The organism is Promicromonospora sp. AC04 (assembly GCF_003058225.1).
In the GTDB taxonomy this organism is placed as follows: Bacteria; Actinomycetota; Actinomycetes; order Actinomycetales; family Cellulomonadaceae; genus Promicromonospora.
This window is the reverse complement of the sequence record NZ_QBUG01000003.1, coordinates 192,306-218,042: the sequence shown is the minus strand read 5'-3', so window position 1 is coordinate 218,042 and position 25,737 is coordinate 192,306. Positions and strand designations below refer to the sequence as shown.

The window sequence follows — 25,737 nt, the reverse complement described above, 5'->3', positions numbered from 1 at the left end:
TCTAACGACGCCGGACCATCGTCGGGTATTCCCGGCGACGATCGCGACCTGTTTTTACCGACGTCTGCGGTGAGCAGAAATCATCGGTCCGGGGGAATACGCGAGGTCAGTTTCCCGTCGCGTCCGCAGGCGCCGCGCCGCCGTCCGACGGCTCGTCCGCGGGGGAGACCGGCTCGGTGACCGGCGTCGCGACGCCGAGCGTCACGCCCTGCTGCGCCATGAACGGCTCCGGATCCACGGCCTGCCCGTTCATCCGCACCTCGTAGTGCAGGTGGCAGCCCGACGACGTGCCCGCCCCCGCCGGGTCGATGCGCGAGTCGCCGCCCATGGCGGCGATCTGCTGCCCGGCCTGCACCGTCTGGCCGACCCGCACCAGGTTGGTGCCGGTGAGCAGGTGCCCGTACGTCGAGTCGAGACCGAGACCGTGCTCGATCCGGATCGTGTTGCCGGTGCCCCAGCCGGTCGCTCCGGAGATCACCACGCGCCCCGCCGCGGCCGCGAACACCTGGGTGCCGCAGGCCGCTGCGATGTCCTGGCCCAGGTGGTAGGTCGACGCCCCCGCGATACCGGTGCTGCGCGGTCCGAACCCGGACGCCTTCGTCCCGACGGCTGGGTTGGCCCACCCGCCTGCGCTGACAGCGGCGCGCCCGATGGAACCGGTCATGCACGGCGCCGTGGCCGCGGCGCCCTGGATCGACTCGGACAGCGCCGCGAGGTCCTCGGCGTCGGCCCCGCTGACCAGCTGGATGACCTGGAGCGCCTGGTCCCAGTACTGCTCGTAGTGGTACGGGTCGGCGTTCCGCTGCGCCTTGTGCGCGGCGATCGTCGGCTCCAGCGTCTCCCAGCCGGTGATCGCGAGCAGCCGGTCGTAGAACCGGCCGGACGACTGCACCGGGTCGAGGCGCTCCTCGACCGTGCCGTACCACTTCTGCTCCTGGAACATGCCGATCGAGGAGGTCAGCGTGCCGTCGGGGTTGCGCACCCCGAAGCGGTCGTCGCCGTAGGAGAGGTTGCGCATACCCGACTCACCGAGGGCCGTCATCACCGCGATAGCCTGCGCCCGGGCCGGAACCCCGCGCTCCTGACCCACCTGCAGGATCACCGAGGCGTTCTGCAGCTGCTCGCCCGTGAAGCCGCCGGCGGACGTGGCCTGGCCACCCGCCGGCACCACCGACGCCGACATGCTGCAGCCGTTCTGCGACTGGTTCTCGCTCACGGCGCCGCCCACGAGCACGACCATCGCGATCACCGCCGCAGGCACCGCCAGGACGGCGGCGGTCAGCACGGCGAGCACGAGTACCGCGCGCCTGGTCGCGTCGTCCTTCTTCCTGCCGTTGCCGGGCCGCGTGCCCCGGGACCGGACTGCCTGCGAGACGGCCCGCGTCGCGAGCCCGACGGCGTCCCGCCCGCTCACGACCCCTCCGGCGGCCTGATCTGCTCCGCCAGCCAGGGTGCCGCGCCGTCGGCCCGGGTCAGGAGCACCGTGTAGGGGCCGATGTCGGTGGGCACCGCCACCTCGGCGAGCAGCGTGGACGTCTCGTCGGTGACCTCCGGGTCACCGGTCACCTCGGTGACCGGCACGAGCCGTGGGTCGACGTCCTGGTAGACGGGCCGCGCCTGCGGCGTGAGGAGCGGCTGCAGGCCGGCCCACCAGGCGTCCTCGGCCTTGTCGGTGGCGGCGAACGCCGTGATGGTCGCGAGGGCCGCGTCGCGCGCGGCCTTGCGCACGGTGTCGTCCCACGTCGCCTCGACGGGCTCGGTGGGGGCCGTCTCGTCGAACTCCGGCTCGGCCGTCACCTCGACCGCGGGGTCGCCGGCATCGGGCCGCCCGTCGACCGCCTCGGTCGCGGCGGCGTCGTCGGCCGTCTCGTCGGAGGTCCCCTCGGGATCGTCGAAGTCGTCCTGACCACCGGGGGCGACGGCGCCCGAGCTCTCCTGTGCGGTCGGGTCGACGGGACCGCCCTCGCGCGGCCAGCCGATCCAGGTCCCGATCGCGAGGGCGATCACCGTTATCGCCACGACGAATATGCGCTTCATCAGCGGCCCAGCTCTCGCATCTGACGCCGTCCCGGGTTGTGCACGATGGCCGCGGGCTGCGGCCCTGCGCCCTGCGCCCCGCTCTGCCGGGCGGCGTTGAGGGACTGGGCCAGCCGGGCCGCGCTCTGCGAGCGCTCGCCCCGGCGACCGAGGCCACGCACGGCGCCGAGCACCTGCTTCGCCTGCTTGGCCCTGGCCACCACGGTGAGCGCCTTGGAGGCGCCGGCCGCGGCGGCGGACGTGCCGCCGCTCGCGACCATCGCGCCGGCCTGCAGGGCTATCGACGTCCCTGCGCGGCGCGCGCTGTTCAGCCGGTCGCCGAGCCGCTCGCCGGCCGTGGGCGGCAGGTGCGGGCCGGGCTCGTTCGACGCCTTCTCGCCGACGTTCGTCCCGTCCGGCAGCGGATCGCCGCCCGCGCGTCCGCCGTCGGGCGATCCGTCCTGGACCGTGCGGGCGGCGGTGGTCCAGGCGTTGCCGCCACTGCTCGCACTGGTGGGTCCGCCGTCCGGCCCGGCGGCTTGGCCGGAGCCGTCGACCGGGATGGGGACCGTGCGGTTGTCGTCGTTCATCGGGCGGCCCGCGGCCGCGCCGACCGAGCCGCCGCCCGGTGTGCCGTCCATGGCGGACGGGTCCGTGGGCGGGCCGTCCGCGCCGTCGAGCTCGACCGCCGTGTCGTGCCGCTGCACGGGCGCTGGGCCCAGACCGACGCCTGCCCACTCCCTGGCCTTGTTGTACCGGTCGCGCCACTTCGCGGTGCCGTCCCACGGCATCGCGGCCGGCTCGCCCACCTGGGAGGGGACGCCGGCGGCCGCGAGCTTGTCGGCCAGCGCCCGCAGGCCCTGCCGCACGCTCGCGCCCATGAGCACGTAGAAGACGGCGCCCGCGATGACCAGCGTGTTGAACAGGTACAGCCGCACGAGGAACGGCAGGCCGCTGGTGGCGTCGTAGAAGCCGAGCAGCATCTTCATCCACGCGACCAGGAACATCGTGGCCATCGCCACCAGGACGGCGCCGAAGGCCACGCTCGCGAACGTACGGAACAGCTGGGCTCGGGTGCCGCTCGAGATGACGCCGACCGGGAGCTGCCACAGCAGCTTGATCGCCGACCAGCCCAGCAGCAGCACCGCGAAGATGGTGCCGCCCACGATCACCACGGACAGCAGGAGGAACACGAACCCGGTGGTGAGCAGGCTGAGCGTCGAGACGACGGTGCCGGCGTCGACCGTGGACGCCGCCTCCTTGTAGGCCTCGTCGCAACCCCCGATCGCGTCGACGGCGTCCTCGCGACCCACGTTCTCGGTGTAGGTGTCCTCGCAGCCCGTGCCGTCGATGACCGAGCCGTAGTTGATGATCTGGTGGGGCGCGCGCAGCAGCGTGTCCACGAGCTGGCCCTTGAGGCCCTCGCGGATCACCGTGGAGTCCCGCTCGAATGAGGCACCCTCGGTCGCGAACCCCGTGGCGATGTCCATGCCGGCGTTCCGCGACTGCATGATCACGCCCTGCTCACCGCCGATCGTCGCCATGGGGTTGGCGAGGAAGGTGGTGGCCAGGGCGGCAATGAGGCAGCCGATGAGGAGCTCCATGAAGCCGCCCGCGTACCGGCCCTTGAGCAGCCAGAAGCCCACGACGAACGCCAGGATGATGAGCATCAGGTTGAGCAGGCCGATCTGCGCGATCATGCCCTGCACGATGATGCTCAGCCCGGCCAGCGGCGCCAGGATGTAGCCGAGCCAGTCCATGCCGAGCACCCAGTCGAGCACCCAGATCTGCACCGCGACCATGTCGCGGTACCAGACCCAGAACATGCCCGCGAGGGTCGAGAAGATCTCGGAGTCGACGTTCAGCGGGTTCCACGGCGAGCCCGTGTCCCACTGGAGCGTGAACCGGTTGTAGTCCACGCCCTGCGTGTCTTCCAGGTTCAGCCCACCCTGTGGATCGGCGAACGGAAGAGGCGCCAGCCGGATCATGCCCCGATCACCGCACCGCTGGAGCTGGTCGGCGTGGTCTTCACGGTCTCGGCGCGCTTCTCCACCAGCGGCGCCATGACCTTCGCCCGGCCGTAACGGGCCTGGAAGTCCCGGATCAGGCACTCCCCGCGGCGCTCCTCGACGACGCCGACGGCGGCGTCCGTCACCGGGGCGGTGCCCTCGGTGACGAGCTTGACCAGGCCCTCGTCCACCGATGCGTCGGTCGGCAGGCCGTGCAGCCAGCGCAGACCACGGCGGGCGAGGTTCGCGTCGCGGTGGCGCAGCAGCACGCGGAACGGGATCAGCCCACGGACCACCTCGTTGCCGAAGTCCTCCTCGGCGTCGTGGCTGCCGAGCAGGAGGGCGGCCTTGTGCTTACGGCCGTCCCGGATGAACGTGCCGATCTCCTCGGCCGCCTCGGGCGACGACATCGTCTTGGACGCCTCGTCGGCGGCGAAGATGTCGAGCCGGGAGCGGTCCGCGAAGCAGCGGTATCTGGCGAGGGCCGCGATCAGCGCGAACGTGGCGCGGCCGAACACCTTCTCCGCCTTGAGCTCGGCGAACAGGTGCCCGTGCTCCATGTCGGCTCGCGAGGGCAGCTGCATCTTGTGCGTGTGCAGCACGATCGCGGGTGAGCTCAGGTCGAGCGGTGGCAGCGAGTCGTCGAAGAGGGCGCGCCCGAAGTCGAGCTCGGAGAAGATGCGCATCTCGTCGGCGAGCATCTTGGCGCCCGGGTACTCGCAGTCCTCCTCCAGGTGTCGCGCGAGCGACCCCAGCGAGGTGATCTTGTGCCGCCACATGTACTCCGTCTGCAGCACCTTGGACAGCAGCACGTTCTGCTCGGACTTGGTCTGCACCGACAGCAGCACCGTGATGAAGGCCCGGGCGACGCGGGGCGCCTGCGCCGGCGGCAGGATCCGCAGCGGGTCCATCGACACCGTCGCGTCCTCCGAGATCTCCACAACCTGCGAGCCGGGGATCTCGGAGACGGCGATGCCCCACTCGCCCATCTCGGTGTGGTCCACCGCCATGAGCGTGGCGCCCATGTCGACGTTGTCCATGGCCACGGTCTTCATGCTCACCGACTTGCCCGAGCCCAGCTCGCCCACGAAGCCCATCGCGAGCGCGACGTCCAGCTTGTCGGTGGCGCCGGCCAGGTTCACGAACACCGGGTTGGGCCGCGCGGCCCCGTTCGAGATCTCCAGGGCGAACAGCGCACCGGAGGTGTCACCCAGCTCGGTGGTCGCGAACGGCACCGCCGCCGAAAACGCCCGCGCCGTCGTGATCTGCGAGTACTCCCGCACGGCGCGTGGCGTCGGCATACCCGGCAGCGTGGCGTCGAAGAGCGTCGGCTGGATCGTCGGGTCCGTGCGCAGCGAGAACTGCATGGCGGCGAAGTACTTGGTCAGGTCGCGGGCGTCGTCGAGCGCCTGCTCCGGGGTGTGGCCCGAGACCGTGAACATCGTGGTCGCGTCCACCTCGACCTCGAGCTCGTCCGCGTCCATGACCGCCTGGTACTCGCCCAGCGCGCGCGCCGTCGTGTCCAGGGACGACCCGGCCCGCTCCTCCTCGGAGCGCTGGTCGAACTGGTCGTTCAGGGTGCGCACCGCGCGCCGGTTGCGGTTGGTCACCTCGTCGCGCGAGCGCACCGTCATGCGGATGGCCCAGTCGCACGGCACACCCGACTCGTCGACACGCCCGATCCACTCGCACCCCGGGTACACGATCCCGCCCGACGGCGTGTCGCTCACCACGAGCGTCGTCTGGTACGACGCGAGCTCGGGGTTGGTCGGGTCCAGCACCTTCACGTACGGCCGCTTCAGGATCTGCAGCGGGCCCAGCTTCTTCTCGGAGTCCGTCTGCCCGGCCGGGTCCACCAGCGCGGACGGCAGGACCGAGGGGCCGGACAGGTGCATCTCCGCGTCCAGCGACCCGTCGACCGGGACCGCCGTGTCCAGCCCGAGGCCGCGCTGCATCGCGTGGCCGAACATCCAGGCCATCTCCGCCACCGACGCCGGCTGGGGGTCGAACGCCGAGGGCATCTCCTTACGCAGCGCCTCCGCCTGGGCGGCCCGCTCGCCGATCGCGTGCCGGCCCGGCACGGACCGCGGCATCATCAGCGTGTCCTGGAGGGTGGTCCAGCTGGCCTGCAGCGGCTCCATGAACGCCTTGGCGCCCGGGTTCGCCAGGGGTGCGGCGATCCAGTGGACGCGGCGCCCGATCGGGATCTGCTCCAGGAAGTCGAGGGTGGCCTCGCACTCGGCGGCCCACGCCTCGCGCTCGGCCAGGTCGACGCCCTCGATCATCGAGAGCACCACCGACGCCGGGTCGGTGGCCGCCGTCAGGCCGAGGTGCAGGGACTCGCCGCGCAGCGCGCGGTACAGCGCGGTGTGGTGCCGCCGCGCCGCGTGCTTCTTGTCGTCCGGCTGGAATGCGTACGGCACAGGTGACACGCGCCAGACCGCCCACACGGTCCCGGTGCGGGTCCACATGAGGCCGTCGGTCAGGGCCGAGATGTGGCTCAGCATGGGGGCTCAGTCCTCTCGCGGGGTGGTGGGTGCTGTGCGGTCGGTGTTCTTCGGCTTCCCGGCGAGCAGCTGGCCGACGCCGGTGAGATCGGTGTTCTTGCGGTCCGCGGCCGCTCTCGCGGCGGCTGCCGCCCAGTCCGCGGGCGAGCGTCTGTCGGTGACGGGTCTGGGTTGCGGTTCGGGTCTCGGGAGCCGTCGGCCCTCGAAGGTCGCGTCGGCGGGCCCCCGGCCGGTCAGCTCCGGCAGGAGCTCGGTCGGTACCGGCTGGACCACCACGGGGCGCGGCGGCTCGGCAGCTCCGACCGGTCTGGCCGGTGCGGCCGGCCTGGCCGCCGGTTCGGTGTGTTGCGCGGGGCCGGTTGCGGTCCGGGGCAGCACGACCATCACCCGGTGCGTCATCAGGCGCGGCTTGGGCAGGGCGACCTGCCCGCCGACCAGGCGTCCCGGGCTGGACGTCAGGTTCATCGCGTCCATCACGAACGCGACCGGGTTACGACCGGAGCTCGGGAGCTTGCCCGTGGCCCAGACGACACCCACGACCACCCCGACGGCGACCACTATGTTCATGAAGCCGCCCAGCTGCGCCCACAACGGAGCGGTCTTCCACAGGGCGAACGCCACCACGGCGCCCGCCCCCACCTGGGTGATGGTGTACGGGCCGCCCCAGATGCGCCCGCCGCTGGGTAGCTTCCCCACCAGCATGGGGATGCGGCGGGCCTTCGTGTAGAACTTCGCGGTCTCGGTCACCGGACACCCTCCTCACCACATGCAGGGCGCGCGAACGCGCCCATCTGACCAGCCCTGTGCCTTGCCCTCAGTGCCTTGCCCATCCGATGTGTCCGACGCCGCGGGTCTCGCGGCCGTCAGAGAACTGTCTGTGAGCTGACGATCGCCGGGGCGGAGTCGAACTCGTCCCGGGCGAGCTCGGAGGTGACGTTGATGCCACCGTTCACGAGCCACAGGACGATGCCGCCGACGATCGCGGACATCAGGATCGCCGCGATCGACATCTTGGTCTTCACCGCGGTGATGACGACCATGAGGATGACGACCACGAAGGTCACGGACTCGATTGCGCTCTTGACCTCCTCGGACTTCACGGTGATGAGGTCGAGGAAGCCGTCGGCCATAACGATCTCGCTGATCATGGTTCTCTCCTTCGCTACTCCCCGGCGGTGCCGGGGTCGATCGTGCCGGATGGCGTCGTGTCGATACGGACCGCCGGCTCGAGGCCGGCAACCTCCCAGCGGCCGTCCCGCGCAACGAGCGTGAGGACGTACTGGGCGGTGGTCTTCTGGCCGTCGAGCCGCGTGAGCTCGACGGTGGTCAGGGCGTGCGTGCCGTCGCCGTCGGCCGGGTCCTCCGTGACCTCGTGCGAACCCTTGATGCCCGTCACGGCCACTGCCGAGTACGGGGCCGGGGTCACTGCCGAGACGGAGGTGCCGGGGCGCAGGTAGCGCGTGATCTCGCCGTCGCCCGCGACCATGGCCGCGAGGAACCCGGCAACGGACTGACCCGCTGCCGACGTCGGAGAGATGGTCTCGGGGTAGTCGAGGTCCGGCGGCTCGGCGTCGGCCGCGGGGCCCGGCACGGGTGCGGGCAGCGCGAGGGCGGTGACCGCCAGGTCGGGACCCGACCACTTCGTGTCCGTGCGGTCCACGAGCACCGGCACCTGGAAGTAGCGGCGCACCCACACGAGCGCGATCTCCGCCTCTTCGCCCTTGGCCTGGCCCGACGGCGCGGGCGTCGAGCCCGGAGCCGGCTCCGCGACGTCCACGCCGACGGTCACCGACCACACGCCGTCCTCCGCCGGCTCGACCTGTGCCACCGACGAGTCGCGAATGGTCAGACCCTCCTGGGGGAGAGAGCCGACCGGGGCGTTCGTCAGGGAGGCGATCAGCTGCTGGTCGTTGCTGTCGGCGCGCAGCCAGGTCTCGACGAGCTCTACCGCGCGCTCGCTCGCCGCGGCGGTCTCCGTCGTGCTCGCCGCACCGGTGGCCGCGGCGACGGGAGCGGGCTCGGGTCGCAGCGCGGTCCAGACCAGGGCAGCGGGCCCGGCCAGCAGGGCCAGCGCGAGCACGGCACCCCAGGCCTTGGTCGCCAGGGCGGGGCCGTTGGACCACTCCACCACCTGCGGGGGAGGGTCGCCGTCGCCCCCGCCGCCCGACGACGGGGGCGACGCGGGCTGATCGGGTCCGCCGGCCCACGGGGAGGCGGTACCGGTGGCGCCGTCGACCGGGCCGGGCAGCTCGGCCGGCTTGGCGGCCTTCTTGCCCCGACGGCGCACGAGGAGCGAGCTCATCGGGTGTGCACCTCGTTCTGCAGGTCGGCCCGGATGCGCTCGCGCGCCTCGCGTGCGCTGCGCACGCGAGGGCTGTCGAGCGCCTCCGTCAGGCGGACCGTCGTGTCCTCCTCGCCGAGGGGGTCCTCGGAGAGGGAGGCGATGAGGTCGCGCACCACGGGCGCCACCTCACCGCGGGCCGCATGTACCTCGGCCGTGTCCCGCAGCAGGGACCACGTGTGGTCGAAGGCCGAAGGCCCAGGGTCCGCGCTGCGCAGGTCCGCGCTGCCGAGGTCGGTGCTGCCGAGTCCGGCGCCGGGCGCCTGGTCGAGCTCGTCCTTGCTCATCTCGCCTCTCCCGTTTATCCGTCTCTTGCGTCTGCTGAGCACAAATGGCTGGTGAAGCGTTCGTGTGACATCGGTCTGCCACGGGTTTTGGCCAACTGTGACGTAGGTCACACAGGGTCGGAACGAGCGGGCAACAGTGGCGGGCAACACCCCCTCGGTGGACTCAGGGCTGACGGAGGGGGGAATCGCCATGCCTGCACGGACACCTGCACAGGCATCAGGAACGCTGATGCGAGAGCTTGACCACGACTGGGCCGACCTGGTCCGCACGCGGTCGTTCGCGACCGAGATCGAGCGGTTCGCCGCACGGTTCCCACAGCTTGCGGGACTGCGCACCGGTGACGGTGTGCGGCTCGCGCCCGACGAGGCGGACGAGGTCCTGTACGCGCTCATCGTCGAGCACGCGGGGGGCAGCTTCGCCGCCGGGCGTGCGGTGCTGCAGTGCATGCTTCCCGCGGTGCGCACCATCGTGCGCCGGTCACGCCGGCACTACCCGGACGTGCAGGACCTCGAGCAGGAGGCCGCCGCCGCGATGTGGGACGCGATCACCCACTACGACCTCGACCGCAGCAGCCGGGTGGCGATGCGTCTGCAGGGGCACACCCTGACGCGGGTCGTCGGCGACCGGGCCCCGCACGCGCGGGGCGGCCGGGCGAGCCGCGGCCCCCAGGTCGCGGAGATCCCCACCGACACGAGCACGCTGACCGTCCTCGAGCGCCCGACGTCGCCCGAGCCCGGGCCGGACGCGGTCTACTCGCTCGCGAGCATGTCCCTCGGCGCCACGGGCGAGGTTCTCGACGTCATCGCGTGGGGGCTCGACAAGAGCGTCCTGACGCGGGACGAGTCAGCTCTTCTGGCGCGGCTGTACGCGCCGGACCCCGACCTCCCGGAGTACGCCGAGCTCGGCTCGGGTCGCGGGAACTATCAGCGGCGGGTTGCCCACGAGCTGGGTATCTCGCACGCAGCCTTGCGCCAGCGGGCGAGTCGCGCAGTGCGACGGCTGGCGGAAGCCGTTCAGTCCGGTGGTCTGTCTGGGGGACAACCGGGCGAACGGGACGATGAGGGACGACGACGGCCGATGGGCTGAGCACTGGGGGGTGCGTGATGCCCTGAAGTCGTCCGAAGTCCGCCTCATCGCGAGAGGGCCCCACCGCCAGCGGGGTCCTCTCGTTCTGTACGTATACCTCCCGATCGCACGCCGAACGTAAAGGTCGTGCCGCCGATCTTCACGCAAGCCGCGTGGTGCGAGAGGCTTCTCTCATGGCCTGACCTGCGGAGTCAATACCACAGGTGTGGTTTCGGCGTGTAAGCGGCGGATCGTTTGAGGGTCACTCAATATTCAAGTCATCTCCACAACTTTGAAGTCTCCTTGACCTAGCGGGCATCCTGAACGCTGATTAGCGTTCAACCTGCCGGGTCCGCCCGTGTGGACAAGGATTACCTGCGGTGTCACACGCATGACATCCGCAGGAGGTCCTCGACCAGCACGGGCGGGAGCACGGTGGAGACAGGCGCACGGATGGGAACCTCGATGGGTCCCGCTCCGGGGGAACCCGAGGCGGGCTCCGGCGACGGACCCGGAGGAGACGGCACGGTGAGCAGTGGCACGAAGGTCGCGAACCAGGATCAGCACGCCCGGTCCGCGTCGAAACCCCAGCGACCCGCACCGCCCGGGCCGCTGAAACCTACGCGCGCCCGCCGTCGGCCCGCGCTCATCGCCCTGGGCCTTGCGCTCGTGGCCCTGAGCGTGCTCGCGAGCGTGTACCTGACCAGCACGCTCGGTCAGACCTATCAGGTTCTCGCGGTCAAGGGCGAGATCACGCGCGGCACCGTGATCGCGGCAACTGACCTCGCCACCGTCGAGCTGCCCACCGGGCCGACCCAGCTCAAGCCGGTCCCCGCCGACCAGCTCGACCAGATGGTGGGCAAGACCGCCGCGGCCGACCTCAACGCGGGGCAGCTCCTGACGCCCACCAGCGTCGTGGACGAGCTCCAGCCTGCCGCGGGCCAGTCCATCGTGGGCATCGCCCTAGCGCCCAACCAGATGCCCGCGTCGTACGAGCTGCGCGCCGGTGATGCCGTGCGCGTGGTGGAGACCCCGGCGAGTGGCGGGGAGCCGCCTGTCGAGGTGCCGTTCGCGATCGCCGCCACGGTGATCGGCAGCAAGCAGTCGGAGCTCGGCGACCAGATGGTCGTCGACGTGGAGGTCGCCTCGGCCAACGCGGCAGGGCTCGCGGCTCGCGCCGCGACCGGTCGCGTCGCCATCGTGATCGACGCCGTCGGGGCGGGGTGATCCGGGTGGCCCTCGTTGCCCTGGCCAATGCGAAGGGATCGCCGGGAACCACGACGGCGGCCCTCGTGCTGGCGCTCCAGTGGCCCCGTCCCGTGCTGCTCGTGGAGGCGGACCTCGCCGGATCGTCGATCCTGGCCGGGTACTTCCGCGGTCAGCTGCCGCACGACCGCGGCCTGCAGCCGCTGGCGATCGCGCACTCCCACGGTGACCTCGAAGCAGCGTTCTGGGAGCAGACCATTCCGCTCGTTCGAAACGATCCGGACAAGAAGCTGCTGCCCGGCATCGTCAGCCCGCACACCGCGCCCGCCGTCGCGAACCTCTGGGGGCCGCTCGCCAACCAGCTGGTCGCGCTGGAGCGTGGTGGCATGGACGTCCTGGTCGACCTCGGCCGGCTCGGCACCGGCGGCGTCGTGCGCGAGGACCGGGAGCCGATAGTCCGCCTCGCGGACCAGGTGCTGATCACCACCGGCTCGCGCCTGCCGGACATCGCGGTGACGCGGGAGCTCGTCAAGTCCCGCACCTCGGTCGTCGACGCCGCGGCGCGCGACCTCACCAATCTCACCGCCCTGACCGTCGGCCCCGGCCGGCCGTACGACGCGAACGAGATCGCGCGGACGCTCGGCCTCGGGACCGTGGGCTCGTTGGCCTGGGACCCGGTGAACGCGGAGGTGCTGTCCGTGGGCGCGCCCGCCGGGCGGCGGTACTCGACGTCGCCGCTCGTGCGCTCGGCCGGGCCCGTGATCTCGCGGCTCCAGGACCGTACGGAGAAGCGGCGAGCCCGGTTCGCCACCGGCCCTCGTGACGTGGGCAGCGGGACCGGCCAGAGGCGTCCGCCCGAGCACTCCGGCATGGACGCCCGCTCCGCGGCGCGGAGCGCGCAGAACGGCGGGCCGTGGCAGGGCGGGAGGGGAGACGCATGAGCACGCCCGAGTTCCCCGACCTCTCTTCCCTGCCGATCTTCCACGACGCCGACGACCGGACCGCCGCTCTACCTCGCCGGTCTCCTGCTGCCGAGGCTGAGGCAGCGTCGGAAAGGCGCATCGCCTCGGCGCAGAACTCCCTGGCCTCGCCGGTGGTGGAGCAGGGCAACGGCACGACACGCACCGCCGAGCCCGCCGCGCCGGCGCGCACCACGTCCGGCGGGGCGCCGTCGTCGGGAGGCGGCGCCTCACCCTGGGTCGGAGCGCTGGCCCGGGCCGGTCGGGAGTACCACGGCCAGCCCGGCAACCCGCGGCTGCGCGACTCCGAGTTCTGGCGTCAGGTCAACAGCCTGCGTGGCGAGGTGTCCTCCCGGCTGACGACGGCGCTCGCGACGCGCGAGCTGGACGAGGAGCAGCGCGAGGCGCTCGGCCAGGAGCTGATCCAGCAGGTCGTGCGCGACCACAACGACGCACTGCTCTCCGGTGGCCAGCGCAACTGGACCACCGAGTACCAGGTCGAGGTGACGCGCGCGCTGTTCGACGCGCTGTTCCGCCTGGGCCGGCTGCAGCCGCTCATCGACACCCCGGACGTGGAGAACATCGAGATCACGGGCACCGCGCCCGTGCTCATGCTGATGGGCGACGGCCGCCGCACGTACGCGGAGCCCATCGCGGACTCCGACGCCGAGCTCATCGACTTCCTGCAGTTCCTCGCGGCGCGCGACCCCGCGAACGAGCGGTCGTTCACGCGGGCCAACCCGTTCCTCAACCTGGACCTGCCCGGTCGCGTGCGGCTGGCCGCCGTCGGCTGGGTCGTGCCGTGGCCGCGCGTGACCATCCGGCTGCAGAGACTGCAGTCGGTGGACCTGGAGCTGCTGCGCCGGAACGACACGATCGACACGGTGCTGGTCGAGTTCCTGACGGCGGCGGTCCGGGCGCGCAAGTCGATAGTGGTGTCGGGTCAGGGCCAGGGCAGCGGTAAAACGACCCTTTTGCGCGCTTTGTGTGCCGGACTGGACCCCTGGGAGTCCATCGCCACTATCGAGACCGACTACGAGCTCTACCTGCACCTCGAGCCCGAGAAGCACAAGCGGGTGGTGGCGCTGCGTACGCGCGAGGGCTCGGGCGAGATGAACACGTCCGGCCGCCGCGTGGGCGAGATCAACACGAACGTCAACGTGTACGAGTCGCTACGGCACAACATCTCCCGCGTGATCGTCGGTGAGGTGCGTGGGCCCGAGATCGTGTCCATGTTCCAGGCGATGCAGATGGGCAACGGCTCGCTGTCGACGGTGCACGCCGACGGCGCGCGGGACGTCGTCGAACGCCTGGTCGGCATGGCCGTGCAGGACTCCACGCTCTCCGAGACGTACGCGTACCGGCAGGTCGCGCAGTCGATCGACCTCATCGTCTTCCTCCGGGTCGACTCCGAGGGCGACGGCCGCCGCACCCGCTACGTCGCCGAGGTGATCGAGGTGTCGCGCGGCGAGGCCGGCAACCCGGTGGCGATCACCGACGTGTTCGAGCCGGGCCCGAACGGCCGCGCGGTGCCGAAGACGACGCCGTCGTTCCTCGCCGACCTGGAGGCCGAGGGCTTCGACGCGAGCCTCCTGAACTACCGGGACGGCCTCTGGGGGACGGCATGAACACGCTGATCGCGGTGCTGACCGGGCTCGGCCTGGGCCTCGGGGTGTGGTTCGTCGTCGTCGGGGCGCAGAAGTACGAGCCGACGCCGAAGCCGGCGCGCACGACCCCGCCCTTCCACGGCCTGCTCCGCCTGCTCGGCCTGACCAAGGGCGGGCCGCTGTACCCGCAGCGCAAGGTGGTGGGGATCGGCGCGGCTGCCGGACTGGTGATCGGGATCCTGACCGGCTGGTGGTCGCTCGTGCTGATCGTGCCGGTGCTGATCGTCGGCCTGCCGTCGCTGTTCCGCACGACCACGCAGTCGAACGAGGTGGAGAAGCTGACCGACCTGACCGCCTGGGTCCGGTCGCTGATCGGCGTGCTGTCCGGGGGCGCCGTCGGGTTGGAGCAGGGGATCGCCGCGACGCTGCACAGTGCCGCGCCGTCCGTGCGGCCGTCGCTCGCGCGCCTCGTGGCGCGCCTGGAGGCGCGCCAGCCGATCAAGCCCGCGCTGTACCGCTGGGCGGACGAGATGGACGACTACTCGGCGGACATGATCGCGTCGGCAATGATCCTGGAGTCCGACAACCGCACCGGCGCCGTGGCGCCCGCGCTCCGGCAGCTCGCCGAGTCCCTCTCGGCGCAGGCCAAGGCGCGGCGCGAGATCGAGACCGAGCGTGCGACGGGCCGCGCGACCGTGCGCTGGGTGACGATCGTGACGCTCGTGGTGCTGGCGGCCACGGCGATGTCCGGGTACCTCAGCGGGTACGACTCGCCCGTGGGCCAGGTCGTGGCGGTCGTGCTGTTCTGCGCGTACGTCATCTGCCTGCTGTGGATGCGCAACATCAGCCTCGGGCAGCCGATCCCGCGGTTCCTGCCCGACGAGCGGGGGGCCTGACATGTGGCCATGGGCAGTGGGAAGTGGCCTGGTCGCGGGCCTCGGCCTGTTCCTGGTGGTGCGCGAGCTCCTGCCGTCGACGCCGCGGCTCCAGTCCGCGCTGGACCGGCTGAGCGGTGACGACAAGGTCGAGCCCATCACCGTGTCCGAAGGCGGCGAGCTCACCGCCACCCAGCGGTACACCCAGATGTTCGGGGCGTGGGCGCAGCGGCGGCTGCCCGTTGCGGTGCTCGGCCGATGGGGCCCCACCCGCGCGGACCTCGACCTGATCGGGAAGACCGCCACCGACCACTACGGCGAGAAGGCGCTCGGCACGGTCATCGCGCTGGTCGCCGTACCGTTCCTCGGGCTGTGCGTGGGGTTGCTCAACCTCGGCATGCCGGTGTCGGTGCCGCTCGGGGCGTCGCTCGTGTTCGCGCTGGGCGCCTGGTTCCTGCCCGACCTCGACGCGCGGACCAAGGCCAGGCGCGCCCGGCAGGAGTTCTCGCGGGCCGTGTCGACGTACCTCGAGCTGCTGGCGATCGAGCGCATCTCCGGCGCCGGCGCCACGCAGGCCACGTTCGCCGCGGCGCAGGTCGCGGGGTCGTGGCCGTTCCGGCGGATCGCCGCTGCGCTCGAACGGAGCCGGTGGGAAGGGCAGCCGCCGTGGGTGGCGCTGCGCGAGCTCGGGAAGGAGGTCGAGGTGGACGCGCTCGGCGAGGTCGCCGCCATCGTGGAGCTGGCGGGCACCCAGGGCTCGGCCATCCACGACCAGCTGCAGTCCAAGGCCGCGGCGATGCGGGACGCGCAGCTCGACGTCGAGCAACAGCTCGCCCACGACGCGACGGTGCGGATGACCGTGCCCGGAACTATGACAGTTTTTGTGTACTTTTTGATGCTCATATTTCCCATCGGCGTCACAATGTTTCAGACTGCGCCCTGAACCGGCTCGCCCCCGGTGGCACCGCGGTGTCACACGAGCCGCTTCTTACCCATTTGTTGAAGTCGACAGCACCCCGGGAGTCAACATGAACCAGCACCTGAGCCAGGGCCGATCGGCGGCGTCGCGCGCCGCAGCACGGGCGTCGCTGCGCGCCTCTGCGGTGCGCGGCCGCGTCGACGCTCTGCACACCCGCTTCGCGGAGCGCTCCGCCGAGCTGCGCCGACGGCTGGCCGCCGGCCGTGCGGGTGAGCCCGACGAGGCCGGCCTCGAGTCCATCGAGGTCGTCGTGCTGTCCGTCGTGGGCCTCGGGATCGCCGTCGGGCTCGGGATCGCGATCCGCGCGCTCGTCGACCGCTACATGGCGCAGCTCGGGGGGTAGAGCATGAACGATCGCGGTGCCGCCTCCCTCCAGACAGTCCTCACCTACCCGATCGTCCTGATGCTCATCTTCGCGATGGTGCAGGGCGTGCTGTACTTCCACGCGCAGAACACGGCCCAGTCCGTGGCCAACGGGGCCGTCCAGGCCGCGCGCGTCGAGGGCGGCAGCATCGACTCGGGATACGCGGAGGCCGCCGCGCGGCTCGCCCGCGGGGGCGACGCGTTCGCGACCGTCCGGGTGTCGGTGACGCGTGGGGAAGAGATGGCGACCGCGACCGTGATCGGGCTGGCACCGTCGATCGTTCCTGGGTTCCGGGGGCTGCGCGTGGAGCAGTCGGCCACCGGGCCGGTCGAGCGGTTCACGCAGGCGGTGGTGGGGCCATGAGCCCAGCGGCCGACGGCGAGCGGGGGAACGTGGCCATCAATACCGCCGTCGTCTTCCCCATGCTGTTGCTCGTCGGGCTGCTGCTTGTGATGGCGGGGCGGTTGGTGCTGGCCGAGGGCGTGGTGCAGTCGGCGGCGAACGAGGCCGCGCGGGCGGCGTCGATCAGCCGGACGGCGGCCGTGGCCGGGGTACAGGCGACGTCGACGGCGACGTCGACGCTGGTGAACTCCGGGGTGATGTGTGCGACGACGTCGGTGGTGCCGACGACGGACGCGTTCGCCCTGCCGCTCGGGACCGTGGGGACCATCACCGTGCAGGTGGAGTGCGTGGTGCCGCTGCGTGACCTCGGGTTGCCGGGCGCACCCGGCTCGCGCACCATCAGCGCGACCGGGACGTCGGTGCTCGACGCCTACCGGGGGCGGTCATGACCAGGGGGGTCGGGCGGATGTGGTTGCGGCGCGGGCCGAAGGCCGGGTTGCCGTCGGGTGGGCGGCCGGCGCGGGAGCGGGGCGAGGTCAACATCCTCGCGGCGGGCATGGTGCCCGCCCTCATCATCGCTATCGGCCTCGTGGTCGACGGCGGCGGGCGGCTGCACGCCGAGGACGAGGCCGAGTATGCCGCCGACCAGGCGGCGCGGGCCGCCGCGCAGCAGATCCGGATCGACCGCGCGCAGCTGGGACTGCCCCCCGAGGTGGATCCCGCGCGCGCGACACAGGCTGCCGCCGACACCCTCGGCGCGCTGGGCGTGCAGGGCGGGGTGACCGCTGTCAACGGCGCCACCGTCAGCGTGGGCACCGAGGTCACCTACGAGACCACTTTCCTGACGTTGATCGGAATCAGCACGCTCAGGGTCACGGCTGACGCCGAGGCACGGGCCGTCCGCGGGATAGGACAGGAGGAATCCTGATGAGCACCTCGACAGTCCAGGGTCGTGCGGTGACCGGTGAGCCCGGCGAACCGCAGCGGGGCGCGGGCGCACGCGTGGTGAGAGGGCTCGGTGCGGCGGTGCTGCTGGTCGCGCTCGTCGTCGGGATCCCGGTGGGGCTGTGGATGCTCGGGGGGCCGATATGGACCGGACCCGTCAGCCTCAACCAGATCATCTCGATGCTGAGCAGCCCCGACGTGACCGGTTCGGTGCTGCTCGGGCTGGTCAAGATCGTCGGCTGGATCGCGTGGCTGACGTTCGCGACAGCCGTCGTGATCGAGGTGGTGGCGGCGCTGCGCGGCCGCCGTTCGCCGCACGTGCGCGGGCTCGGGGCGCAGCAGCGTGCCGCGGCCGTGCTTGTGGGCGCGGTGATCACGATGCTGGTCGCGGCGCCGTCGGTGTCGCCGGCGATGGCCGCGACGCAGCCGGCCGAGGTCGGCGAGACCGGGACCGTGGCTACCGCGCCGGTCTTGCCGGGGACCGCTGCTCCGGCCGGTGCAGCTGGCGTTACCGGTGCGACCGGTGCGGCTGAGAAGGCAGGCGTGCGGGCCGATGCGGACGCGCCGCCGTCGGCCACCTACACCGTGCAGCCGGGCGACTCGCTGTGGCGGATCGCCGAGGAGACCCTGGGTGACGGTGCCCGGTTCAAGCAGATCGCCGACCTGAACTACGGCGTGCCGCAGGCAGGCGGCGGCGCGCTCGACTCGGGGCACTGGATCGAGCCGGGCTGGGTGCTGAAGCTGCCCGCCGAGGCGTCGGCCGAGCAGGAGACCGGGTCGCCGAACGGTCCCGTCGAGATCGGGCCCTTGAAGAGCTCCACCGGCGGGTCGGAGGGCACCGTCGGCGTCACGAACCCCGAGGCGGGTTCGGCCGAGGTCGTCGTCGAGTCTGGCGACACCCTGTGGGGGATCGCCGAGGAGGAGCTCGGCGACGGGACCAAGTACCCGGAGGTGTTCGAGGCGTCGCGCGCCACGGAGCAGCCGGGCGGTGCGCAGCTCACCGATCCCGACCTCATACTTCCCGGCTGGACCGTGACGGTCCCGGGTGCGGGGGAGTCGACGTCGGACACCGGGAACGACGGTGCGCGCGGCGATGGTGCGGCGCAGGGGTCCGACGGCACGGACGAGCCGTCCGGCGAAGCTTCCGGCGAGCAGACGTCGGACTCGGCGGATGCCGAGAAGCCGGGCGCCGCGGAGTCCACGGACGAGGCAGCCGAGGACGCGGCTCCCGAGCAGACCGCACCCCCCACCGAGGCGACGCCCGAGGACGCCGTCGAGGTCGAGCCGGACGATATCGAGGAGCCGGGGGGCGCGGGGAACGACGTCGTCGAGGAGCAGACGCCGTCGGCCGAGCAGCCTGCCGGCGAACGTCCGGCGGGTGAGGTTCCGACCTCCGTGGATCCGAACCGTGTGGGGCAGAATGCCGCTCCGAAGGCGCCCGCCGCGGGTGGGGACGGAGCAGGCCAGGACGGCGCGGACGCGCCCGACCCCGCCGACGTCGCGACCGGCTCGGCCGGCATCGGCGGATCCGATGGATCGGGCGGCGAGGAGCCCGCTCCCGAGGAGACCGCGGAGGGGAACCTCGTCCCGCAGGCCCCGCCCGCGCCACAGGAGACGTCCGAGCCGCAGTACGACGAGGTCACGCCCGAGGACCTCCAGAACGATCCCGACCTCGAGCCGGACGAGTCGGAGCCGCAGGGCAGCTCGCTCGACGAGACGGTTCCGGGGAGCGGGCTGATCGCCGACGAGCTCATGCCGAAGGACGAGCCCGACGAGCCGGCCGCCGAGGAGACGTCGTCCGGGAGCGGCACGACCTGGGGCAGCGACCCGGCGTCGGACGACGATGTGGCGACCGGCAACGGCGCGGGAGGACTGATCGAGGAGCCGGCGCAGGTAGTTCCGGAGTCCTCCGTTGAGGCGACCTCCATCGGCGGCTCGGGGACCGACGAGGTGCTGCCGGACGAGGCCGTCGGCGACGAGCCCGTAGCTGGAGACAGCGTTCCCGAGGTAGCGGTCGAGTCGTCGCCGCCGGTCGACGCATCCGCACCGGTCGACGCGTCCGCACCGGTCGAGGCCGAGACCGCCGAGCCTGGCGCGGTTGGCGGGTCCGACACCGTTGCGGCTGCTCCGACGGCCACGACGGCCGCCACGGCGGCCGGGGGAAGCGGGTCCCTCCTGGACACGGCGGCTGACGTCGTATCCGACATCGGCGACGAGCTCGACGAGTCGGTAGAGGTCCGCACCGCGACCGGCGTCGGCGGGCTGCTCGCCGCAGGGCTGCTCGCCCTGGTCGCCGTGAAGCGGCGCCGCGCCCGCAAGGGCCGCGAGCCGGGCGAGACCATCGTCGTGCCGGGACCGGAGACGGCGGCGGGCGCGCTCGAGCGTGACCTGCACACCGTCGAGGACCCCTTCGGGCGCAGCCAGGTGGACCGCGCGCTGCGCAGCCTCGCGCTGTGGCACCGCGAGCGTGGCCTGCCGCTGCCGGGCGTGCGCGTCGCTCGGCTGAAGAGCGGCGAGTTCGTCGAGCTCTACCTCGACCGCGCCGCCGACCTGCCCGAGCCCTGGGCCAGCACCACCGACCGGTTCGTGTGGCAGCTCGCGGCGGGCGACGCCGTCGCCGCGGCACAGGTCGGTTCGGTGGAACCCGTCGAGACCGAGGACGGCGAAGCGCCCTACCCGGCCCTCGTCACCGTCGGCCACGACGACGAGGACGCGCACCTCATGCTCGACCTCGAGAACCTCGCATGCCTCGACATCCGCGGCACGGACGCCGCAGCGCAGGCCACGCTCGCGGCGCTCGCGGTGGAGCTGGCCACGAGCCTGTGGGCGGACGACCTGCAGGTCACCGTGGTCGGCACCCTCGGTGAGCTGCCAGGCGTTGTCGACACGGGCCGCGTGCGGCACGTCCCCAACCTCGCGGCGATCCTCCGCGAGCTGGAGGCCCGCGCGTCCGACGTCGACCGCACGCTCGCCCAGGTGGGCGCCACCTCCGTGGCGGACGCGCGAGGCCGCGGGCTGGCGACGGACGCCTGGACGCCCGAGATCCTGCTCGTGGGCGAGCGGCTCGGCCTGGCCGAGCGCGCCCGGCTGGAGAGCCTGGTCGAGCGCGTGCCCGGCGTGGGGATCGCTGCCGTGACGTCCAGCGCGGAGGTCGGCGACTGGGTCCTCGACCTGACAGGCGACCTCACCAACGGCGACACCACCCGCGGCATCCTCATGCCGGCCTACATCGCGGTGCGGCCACAGCAGCTCGACGCCGAGACGTACGCACAAGCCCTGGCCTTGCTGGCCGACCCGGAGACCGCACCCGGCCCCGAGTGGAGCCGTTCGATCGACCGCACCGAACCTACGCTCGAGGAGATCCCAGTGGAAGCTGTCCGCGCTGGTGCCGCGGATTCGGACGTGGTGGTCGGCGAGGCCACAGGCCTCGCGCCGTCGCCGGGTTACGCGGGCGGCGGGGTCGGTGCCGGTCCGACGACGGGGCGGCGCCCCGAGAGCTTCTCGCCGTGGACGACGGCCGCGGTGAGCGTTGCGACGCCGCCGCTGGGGATGCCGATCGTCTCGGGAGCCAAGCCTGGTTCGGGGGTCGGCGAGGCCGGCCCGGGCGATCCTGTCGAAACTACCGCGCCGCCGATCGTGCGTGTGCTGGGGAACGTGGAGCTAGGCGGGACGACGGGCGTCGAGCTGCCGTCCACGCATCAGCGGCAGGCGACCGAGCTGATCGCGTTCCTGGCGTTCAACCCGGGTTCGCGCGGGTCGGACATCTCGAAGGCGCTGTGGCCGTCGCGCGAGCCGAACCTGGCGACGCGGCGCTCCGCGGTCTCGCGGGCGCGCCGCTGGCTGGGCACCGACGCCGGCGGCCACGAGTACCTGCCGCGCTACTGGTCCGCGGACGACGGCGGCCAGGCCGACCTCGAGTCCGCCGGCTACCGGCTGCGCGGGGTCACGACGGACTGGCACAAGTTCTGCGACCTGGTGGGCTCGGACCTCAGCCAGACGCCGACGTCGGACCTGCTCGCCGCGCTGGACATGGTGCGCGGCCGGCCGTTCGAGGGTGTGCCGCTGCGCAAGTACGCGTGGGCGGAGCAGCTGATGCACACGATCTCGTCGGGCGTGGTGGACGTGTCCCACGAGGTGGCCCGACGCGCGCTGCTGGCGGGTGACGTGGCGATGGCGCGGCACGCTTCCCAGGTGGGCCGGCTCGCCGACCCGGTGGACGAGCGGTCGTGGCGCAACGGGATTCGCGCGGAGATCGCGTCGGGGCGGCGGGACGCCGTCGGCCGGCTCGTCGACCGTCTGCGGGACCACCTGGAGCAGCTTGCGATGGAGCCCGAGCCGGACACCGAGGAGCTGCTGGCGCAGGTGGACGAGCAGGACCGTCGTCGGGGTGCGGGCGCGGGGCACAGCCCGCGGGGGTAGGCGGTTCGCCGGTCGCGCCGTCGGCCCCGTCCCGCTGGGCGGGCTGTCGAGACCAGGTCTCGACAGCCCGACCGGCGGACGGGGCCTACTTTCGACAGCTCAGGCCTCGACCGGCCCCGACCAGCGAGTCAGGGGCCGACGTTCGACGGGCTCAGGACCCCGCCGGCGAAGGGCGGTCAGTCCTGGGCGAAGGTCGGGGTCCCGTAGTCCTCGAACCAGTCGCGAGCCTCGTCGATGTCATCCGTGAAGGCGCGGGACAGCAGGAGCAGCAGCCGGGCCTTGACGGCCGTGAGATCGCCGCCCGCGATCACGCCGTCGCCGGTCCCGTACGAGCCGCCCGAGCCGGTGCGGGTCGTGGAGACGAACCAGACGCCGTCGGCCACGGCCGCGGAACGGGCGGTGCTCATGTCACGAGAGATGCCGCCCGCCCCGGTCCCGGCGGTGACGATGCCGGTGGCTCCGGCCGCGTGGAACCCGGCGATCGCCTCGCCGCCGGCCTGCTGGTAGGACATCGCGATCTCGACCTTCGGCAGGTCCTCGGCGTCGACGTCGGACAGGTCGAAGGGTGTGTACCAGCGGCGGCTGTCGCAGTCGAGCACGCGGGCCGGGGCGCGGCCGAGCGTGATGGTGTCGCCGTCGATCCAGCCGAGGACGCCGTACTCGCGCGACTGGAAGGTGTCCGTGCGGTACGAGTTGGTCTTGGTGACGTCGCGGGCGGCCTGGATCTCGTCGTTCAGCATGAGGACCGTGCCGAAGCAGTAGGTCTGCTGCGAGGCCGCGACCTTGATCGCGTTGTAGAGGTTGGCGGGCGCGTCGGTGCCGAAGACGAGGTCGGAGTCGGGGCCGTCGCCCGCGCCCCAGGGGCGCATGGAGCCGGAGGTGATGACTGGCTTCTTGGACCGGACGGTGAGGTCGAGCCAGTAGGCGAACTCCTCCTGGGTGTCGGTCCCGGTGGTGACGACGACGGCGTCCGCGTCCTCCAGCGCTTCCTCGACCGCGAGCGTCAGCGCGTGGAACTGTTCGATCGTGTAGCCCGACGACCCCGCGTTGCCGAACTGGACCGCCGAGACGTCGGCGACGGCGTCGAGCTCGGGGCGCAGGGTGTCGAGCATGTCCGCCATGAGGAAGGTCCCGGCGCGGTAGTTGGTGAAGGTGTCGCGGCCGGACGCCTTCCCGGCCATCGTGCCGCCCGTCGCCACGACAACCACCTTCGGCTTGCGATGCTTCGGCGCGGTGGCCTGCTCGTACGCGGCGGACTGGATGCCGAGCGGGTTGGTTCCGGCGGCTTGAATACTGACGGGGGCGGGATTGCGCTCGGCAGCGATGTTCCAGCCGACGGCGCCGGCGAGCGTCGCTGTCCCGACGACGGCGGCTGTCGCGGCCGCGATGGTGCGCCTGGTCAGGGCGATGACTGTGGGCATGGGTTCTTCCCCTTTGGTCGGCTTGTTGCCGACCGTAGGGGCTGGGAGTTTCGGCGGGATTGCCCGGATGTTGATAGTGCGGTGGGGCCGCGCGGGTTGGGCGTTTGCCGGGCGCGGACTGGGCCGAGGTGATCGCTGGACGCTGCTGGGCGCCGTGGGCCGGGCCTGCCGAGGCCCGAAGTTGTCCACAGGGCCCACTTTCCGGATCGCGTGGGCCCGGCTAGCGTTTTTCTCGGCCGTTGCGGATACGCAACGGTGTGGCCTGAGGGCGGGGGACGCGGATGGGCGGCGCGGCTATGCGCATGGCGGGGTTGGTCGTGGCAGTCGGGTTGGCGCTGTCTGCTTGTTCGGGTTCGACCCCGGATCCTGACGTAACTGGATCCTCGTCCGCGGACCCGACACCGACGGCGTCTGCGAGCCCGTCCCCGTCGTTCCCTGCGAAGCCGGAGCGGCCGGAGGCGATGGAGCGCGAGGACGCGGAGGGGGCTGCGGCTGCGGCTGAGTACTTCATCGAGCTCTACCCGTACGTGATGGCGACGGGGGACACCGAGGAGTTCGAGGCGATGTCGCACCGGGCGTGCGGGTTCTGCGACGAGCTTGCCAACCAGGCTTCGGCGATCCAAGACGCAGACGAGACCTTCGCTGGTGGTGCAACGACGGTGCAGATCACCAAGGAATACAAGCGAGATGAAGTCACGGGAATCTATCCGTTCGACTCGAAGATCACACAGGAGGCGCAGACCATCACGGCAGCGGACGGTCGCACTGTGCTGGACGCCGACAAGGAGGTCCTTGAGCGACGAATTGAAATCGGCCGCAGGGACGGCGAGTGGGTGATGGTGACAGTCGCACCGATTCCGGAGCACGACTGATGATGATCACGACGGCAGTTGGGTTAGCCGCAGCGCTGGCATTCGCTCCATCCCCGGGCGACGAGCGAGTGACTCTCGGAGGAGCGACAGCGGACGAATCTGTTCACGTAGCCGCCGAACAGTACGCAGCGGCTCCTGCACCTGTTCCAGCCGTTGGATCAGCGGCAAGCGACAGTTCATCTGTCCCCGCGCCGCCCATACGCCAATGGCGCATCACCCCCGCCATGTGTTTCCTGCGGGATCTGGGCGGCGCCACCGCGTTCGCCGAGTCCTGCGACGAGGGCCATCAGCTCGCCTATGCCGGCATCGAGTGCGAGGACGACGAGCAGGCTGTCGGGGCCCTGTTCGAGCAGCGCCGGGAGTCGGGCGAGTGGTCGGACGCCGCGCTGGTCGAGGAGGAGTCCTGCATCGCCCAGCGCCGCCAGCAGGTCGACATTCCGGCGGCCGCGGCGCGGGCTTTCCGGGAGATGCAGATTGCGCCGTCGGACGTGAACGTGCAGCCGCCGGACGGGTGGACGCTCGTCAACGTCGACACCATTGCGTTCACTGATCGGGATCCCCGAACGATGAGCACCAACCTGTTCGGCATCCCGGTGGAGATCCGCGCCGTGCCAAGCAGTTACTCGTGGAACTTCGGCGATGGGTCGACGCCCCTGACCACCACCGATCCCGGCGCTCCCTACCCGGCGCACACGGTCGCCCATGCCTATGCAAAGCAGGGCACAGCCACGATCTCGCTCACGACCACGTGGCATGGCCAGTTCCGTTTGGCTGGCGAGCCCACCTGGCGTGACGTGGCGGGAGAGGGAACCACGGTGTCGTCGTCGGGCAGCCTGGAGATCCTGGAGGCGAGGGCACGGCTCGTGGAAGACCTGTACGACGAATGAGCCAGCACGCGATCAAAGATCCGCAGTCCTGACGTCAGTGGTGTCGAGGCAGCGGTCGATCAGGGCGGTGAGCTCGAGGGAGAGCGGGAGCTCGGCCTGCTCGGCCGGGGTGAGGTCGCCGTAGAGAGTGATGGCGACGGGGCCGGGCTGCTGGTCAGCGGCGGCGTCGGTGCAGAGCAGGACACCGACGGTCGGGGCGTGCACCGTGGGGACGCGGACAAGGTCGTCCACGAGGTCAAGGGCGTAGCGGGCACGGGCGACGAGGGCCGGGTCGAATCGGCCGACCTGAACCTGGATGGCGATGTAGCGCATCTGGGTCACGTGGAACAGCAGCAGATCGACGGTGTAGTCGCGCTCGCCCTCTGTGAGGCTCAAGTGCCGATCGACGAGGCACATGTGGCGAGGCGGCACGGCGAGGAGGTCCTCGAGATGGTCGACGACGATGCCGGCGAAAGTGCCGCGGATCGAGTCGACGAGCTCGCTGATGAGGTCTTCGAAACCCTCGGGTCGGAAGTCGGTGCGCTGGAAGATGCTCATCTTGCGCCGACCTGGCGGACGGGTTCGTGTGGAGCAGGTGGAAGGTTCATGCTCCAAGCATGTAGAGGGGTTTCAGCATCCGCCACCCGAGTTGCGTA

Annotated in this window: 23 protein-coding genes; 13 read left to right on the top strand and 10 right to left on the bottom strand. The window is 71.7% G+C overall.

The genetic code is table 11. The features are described 5' to 3' along the window. Positions 1-106 precede the first annotated feature (106 nt). The 8 genes from C8K30_RS10095 to C8K30_RS10060 all read right to left on the bottom strand — a co-directional run bounded on the left by C8K30_RS10095 (position 107) and on the right by C8K30_RS10060 (position 9,160). Complete coding sequence (locus C8K30_RS10095) at positions 107-1,414, bottom strand: M23 family metallopeptidase (protein WP_108492775.1); 1,308 nt, start codon at positions 1,412-1,414, stop codon at positions 107-109. After that, complete coding sequence (locus C8K30_RS10090) at positions 1,411-2,037, bottom strand: hypothetical protein (RefSeq protein ID WP_108492774.1); 627 nt, start codon at positions 2,035-2,037, stop codon at positions 1,411-1,413. Before C8K30_RS10090 ends, C8K30_RS10095 begins: the two co-directional genes overlap by 4 nt. Next, positions 2,037-4,004, bottom strand: coding sequence for a hypothetical protein (locus C8K30_RS10085; RefSeq protein WP_108492773.1), 1,968 nt, complete (start codon positions 4,002-4,004; stop codon positions 2,037-2,039). Before C8K30_RS10085 ends, C8K30_RS10090 begins: the two co-directional genes overlap by 1 nt. Then, positions 4,001-6,532 (bottom strand): ATP-binding protein, encoded by a 2,532-nt coding sequence (locus tag C8K30_RS10080; RefSeq protein WP_108492772.1) that lies wholly within the window; start codon positions 6,530-6,532, stop codon positions 4,001-4,003. The genes C8K30_RS10085 and C8K30_RS10080 overlap by 4 nt, the downstream gene beginning before the upstream one ends. 6 nt (positions 6,533-6,538) lie before the next feature. Further along, positions 6,539-7,279, bottom strand: a complete 741-nt coding sequence (locus tag C8K30_RS10075) for a hypothetical protein (RefSeq protein ID WP_108492771.1) — start codon at positions 7,277-7,279, stop codon at positions 6,539-6,541. 116 nt (positions 7,280-7,395) lie between these two features. Then, the gene (locus C8K30_RS10070) at positions 7,396-7,680 is read right to left on the bottom strand and encodes a hypothetical protein (RefSeq protein WP_108492770.1); all 285 of its coding nucleotides are present in this window, start codon (positions 7,678-7,680) and stop codon (positions 7,396-7,398) included. A gap of 14 nt (positions 7,681-7,694) precedes the next feature. Next, positions 7,695-8,834 (bottom strand): conjugal transfer protein, encoded by a 1,140-nt coding sequence (locus tag C8K30_RS10065; RefSeq protein ID WP_108492769.1) that lies wholly within the window; start codon positions 8,832-8,834, stop codon positions 7,695-7,697. Further along, a complete protein-coding gene (locus C8K30_RS10060; protein ID WP_108492768.1) occupies positions 8,831-9,160 on the bottom strand; it encodes a hypothetical protein in 330 nt (109 codons plus the stop codon). The genes C8K30_RS10065 and C8K30_RS10060 overlap by 4 nt, the downstream gene beginning before the upstream one ends. A 229-nt stretch (positions 9,161-9,389) precedes the next feature. On the opposite strand from C8K30_RS10060, the gene C8K30_RS10055 reads away from it, so the two are divergent. The 11 genes from C8K30_RS10055 (at position 9,390) to C8K30_RS10005 (ending at position 21,922) form a co-directional block, all read left to right on the top strand. Further along, entirely contained in the window at positions 9,390-10,247 is an 858-nt protein-coding gene (locus C8K30_RS10055; protein ID WP_158280975.1) for a sigma factor, read from the top strand. 507 nt (positions 10,248-10,754) lie between these two features. Further along, entirely contained in the window at positions 10,755-11,453 is a 699-nt protein-coding gene (locus C8K30_RS10050) for an SAF domain-containing protein (RefSeq protein WP_158280974.1), read from the top strand. Between the two features lie 5 nt (positions 11,454-11,458). Continuing rightward, positions 11,459-12,373, top strand: coding sequence for a ParA family protein (locus C8K30_RS10045; RefSeq protein WP_132234615.1), 915 nt, complete (start codon positions 11,459-11,461; stop codon positions 12,371-12,373). Next, complete coding sequence (locus C8K30_RS10040) at positions 12,370-14,019, top strand: CpaF family protein (protein ID WP_108492764.1); 1,650 nt, start codon at positions 12,370-12,372, stop codon at positions 14,017-14,019. Before C8K30_RS10045 ends, C8K30_RS10040 begins: the two co-directional genes overlap by 4 nt. Next, on the top strand, positions 14,016-14,894 hold the full coding sequence (locus C8K30_RS10035) for a type II secretion system F family protein (protein ID WP_108492763.1): 879 nt from the start codon (positions 14,016-14,018) through the stop codon (positions 14,892-14,894). The genes C8K30_RS10040 and C8K30_RS10035 overlap by 4 nt, the downstream gene beginning before the upstream one ends. A gap of 1 nt (position 14,895) precedes the next feature. Next, a complete protein-coding gene (locus tag C8K30_RS10030; RefSeq protein WP_108492762.1) occupies positions 14,896-15,816 on the top strand; it encodes a hypothetical protein in 921 nt (306 codons plus the stop codon). 85 nt (positions 15,817-15,901) lie between these two features. After that, a complete protein-coding gene (locus tag C8K30_RS10025) occupies positions 15,902-16,195 on the top strand; it encodes a hypothetical protein (RefSeq protein WP_108492761.1) in 294 nt (97 codons plus the stop codon). Between the two features lie 3 nt (positions 16,196-16,198). Continuing rightward, complete coding sequence (locus C8K30_RS10020) at positions 16,199-16,579, top strand: TadE family protein (RefSeq protein WP_108492760.1); 381 nt, start codon at positions 16,199-16,201, stop codon at positions 16,577-16,579. Next, positions 16,576-17,007 carry a TadE/TadG family type IV pilus assembly protein gene (locus C8K30_RS10015; protein WP_108492759.1) on the top strand — a complete coding sequence of 144 codons (432 nt, stop codon included), beginning with the start codon at positions 16,576-16,578 and terminating at the stop codon, positions 17,005-17,007. Before C8K30_RS10020 ends, C8K30_RS10015 begins: the two co-directional genes overlap by 4 nt. Beyond that, positions 17,004-17,486 (top strand): pilus assembly protein TadG-related protein, encoded by a 483-nt coding sequence (locus tag C8K30_RS10010; RefSeq protein ID WP_108492758.1) that lies wholly within the window; start codon positions 17,004-17,006, stop codon positions 17,484-17,486. The genes C8K30_RS10015 and C8K30_RS10010 overlap by 4 nt, the downstream gene beginning before the upstream one ends. Continuing rightward, on the top strand, positions 17,486-21,922 hold the full coding sequence (locus C8K30_RS10005) for a LysM peptidoglycan-binding domain-containing protein (RefSeq protein WP_108492757.1): 4,437 nt from the start codon (positions 17,486-17,488) through the stop codon (positions 21,920-21,922). The genes C8K30_RS10010 and C8K30_RS10005 overlap by 1 nt, the downstream gene beginning before the upstream one ends. Before the next feature lie 176 nt (positions 21,923-22,098). Here C8K30_RS10005 and C8K30_RS10000 read toward each other — a convergent pair whose 3' ends face one another. Next, positions 22,099-23,343, bottom strand: a complete 1,245-nt coding sequence (locus C8K30_RS10000) for an asparaginase (protein WP_108492756.1) — start codon at positions 23,341-23,343, stop codon at positions 22,099-22,101. 281 nt (positions 23,344-23,624) lie between these two features. Here C8K30_RS10000 and C8K30_RS09995 point away from each other — a divergent pair, with 281 nt between their 5' ends. Both C8K30_RS09995 and C8K30_RS09990 read left to right on the top strand, forming a co-directional pair. After that, complete coding sequence (locus tag C8K30_RS09995) at positions 23,625-24,215, top strand: DUF6318 family protein (protein ID WP_369939673.1); 591 nt, start codon at positions 23,625-23,627, stop codon at positions 24,213-24,215. Continuing rightward, complete coding sequence (locus tag C8K30_RS09990) at positions 24,215-25,102, top strand: PKD domain-containing protein (protein ID WP_146197409.1); 888 nt, start codon at positions 24,215-24,217, stop codon at positions 25,100-25,102. The genes C8K30_RS09995 and C8K30_RS09990 overlap by 1 nt, the downstream gene beginning before the upstream one ends. 12 nt (positions 25,103-25,114) lie before the next feature. Here C8K30_RS09990 and C8K30_RS09985 read toward each other — a convergent pair whose 3' ends face one another. Further along, complete coding sequence (locus C8K30_RS09985; RefSeq protein ID WP_108492753.1) at positions 25,115-25,639, bottom strand: PDDEXK nuclease domain-containing protein; 525 nt, start codon at positions 25,637-25,639, stop codon at positions 25,115-25,117. Positions 25,640-25,737: the final 98 nt, after the last annotated feature.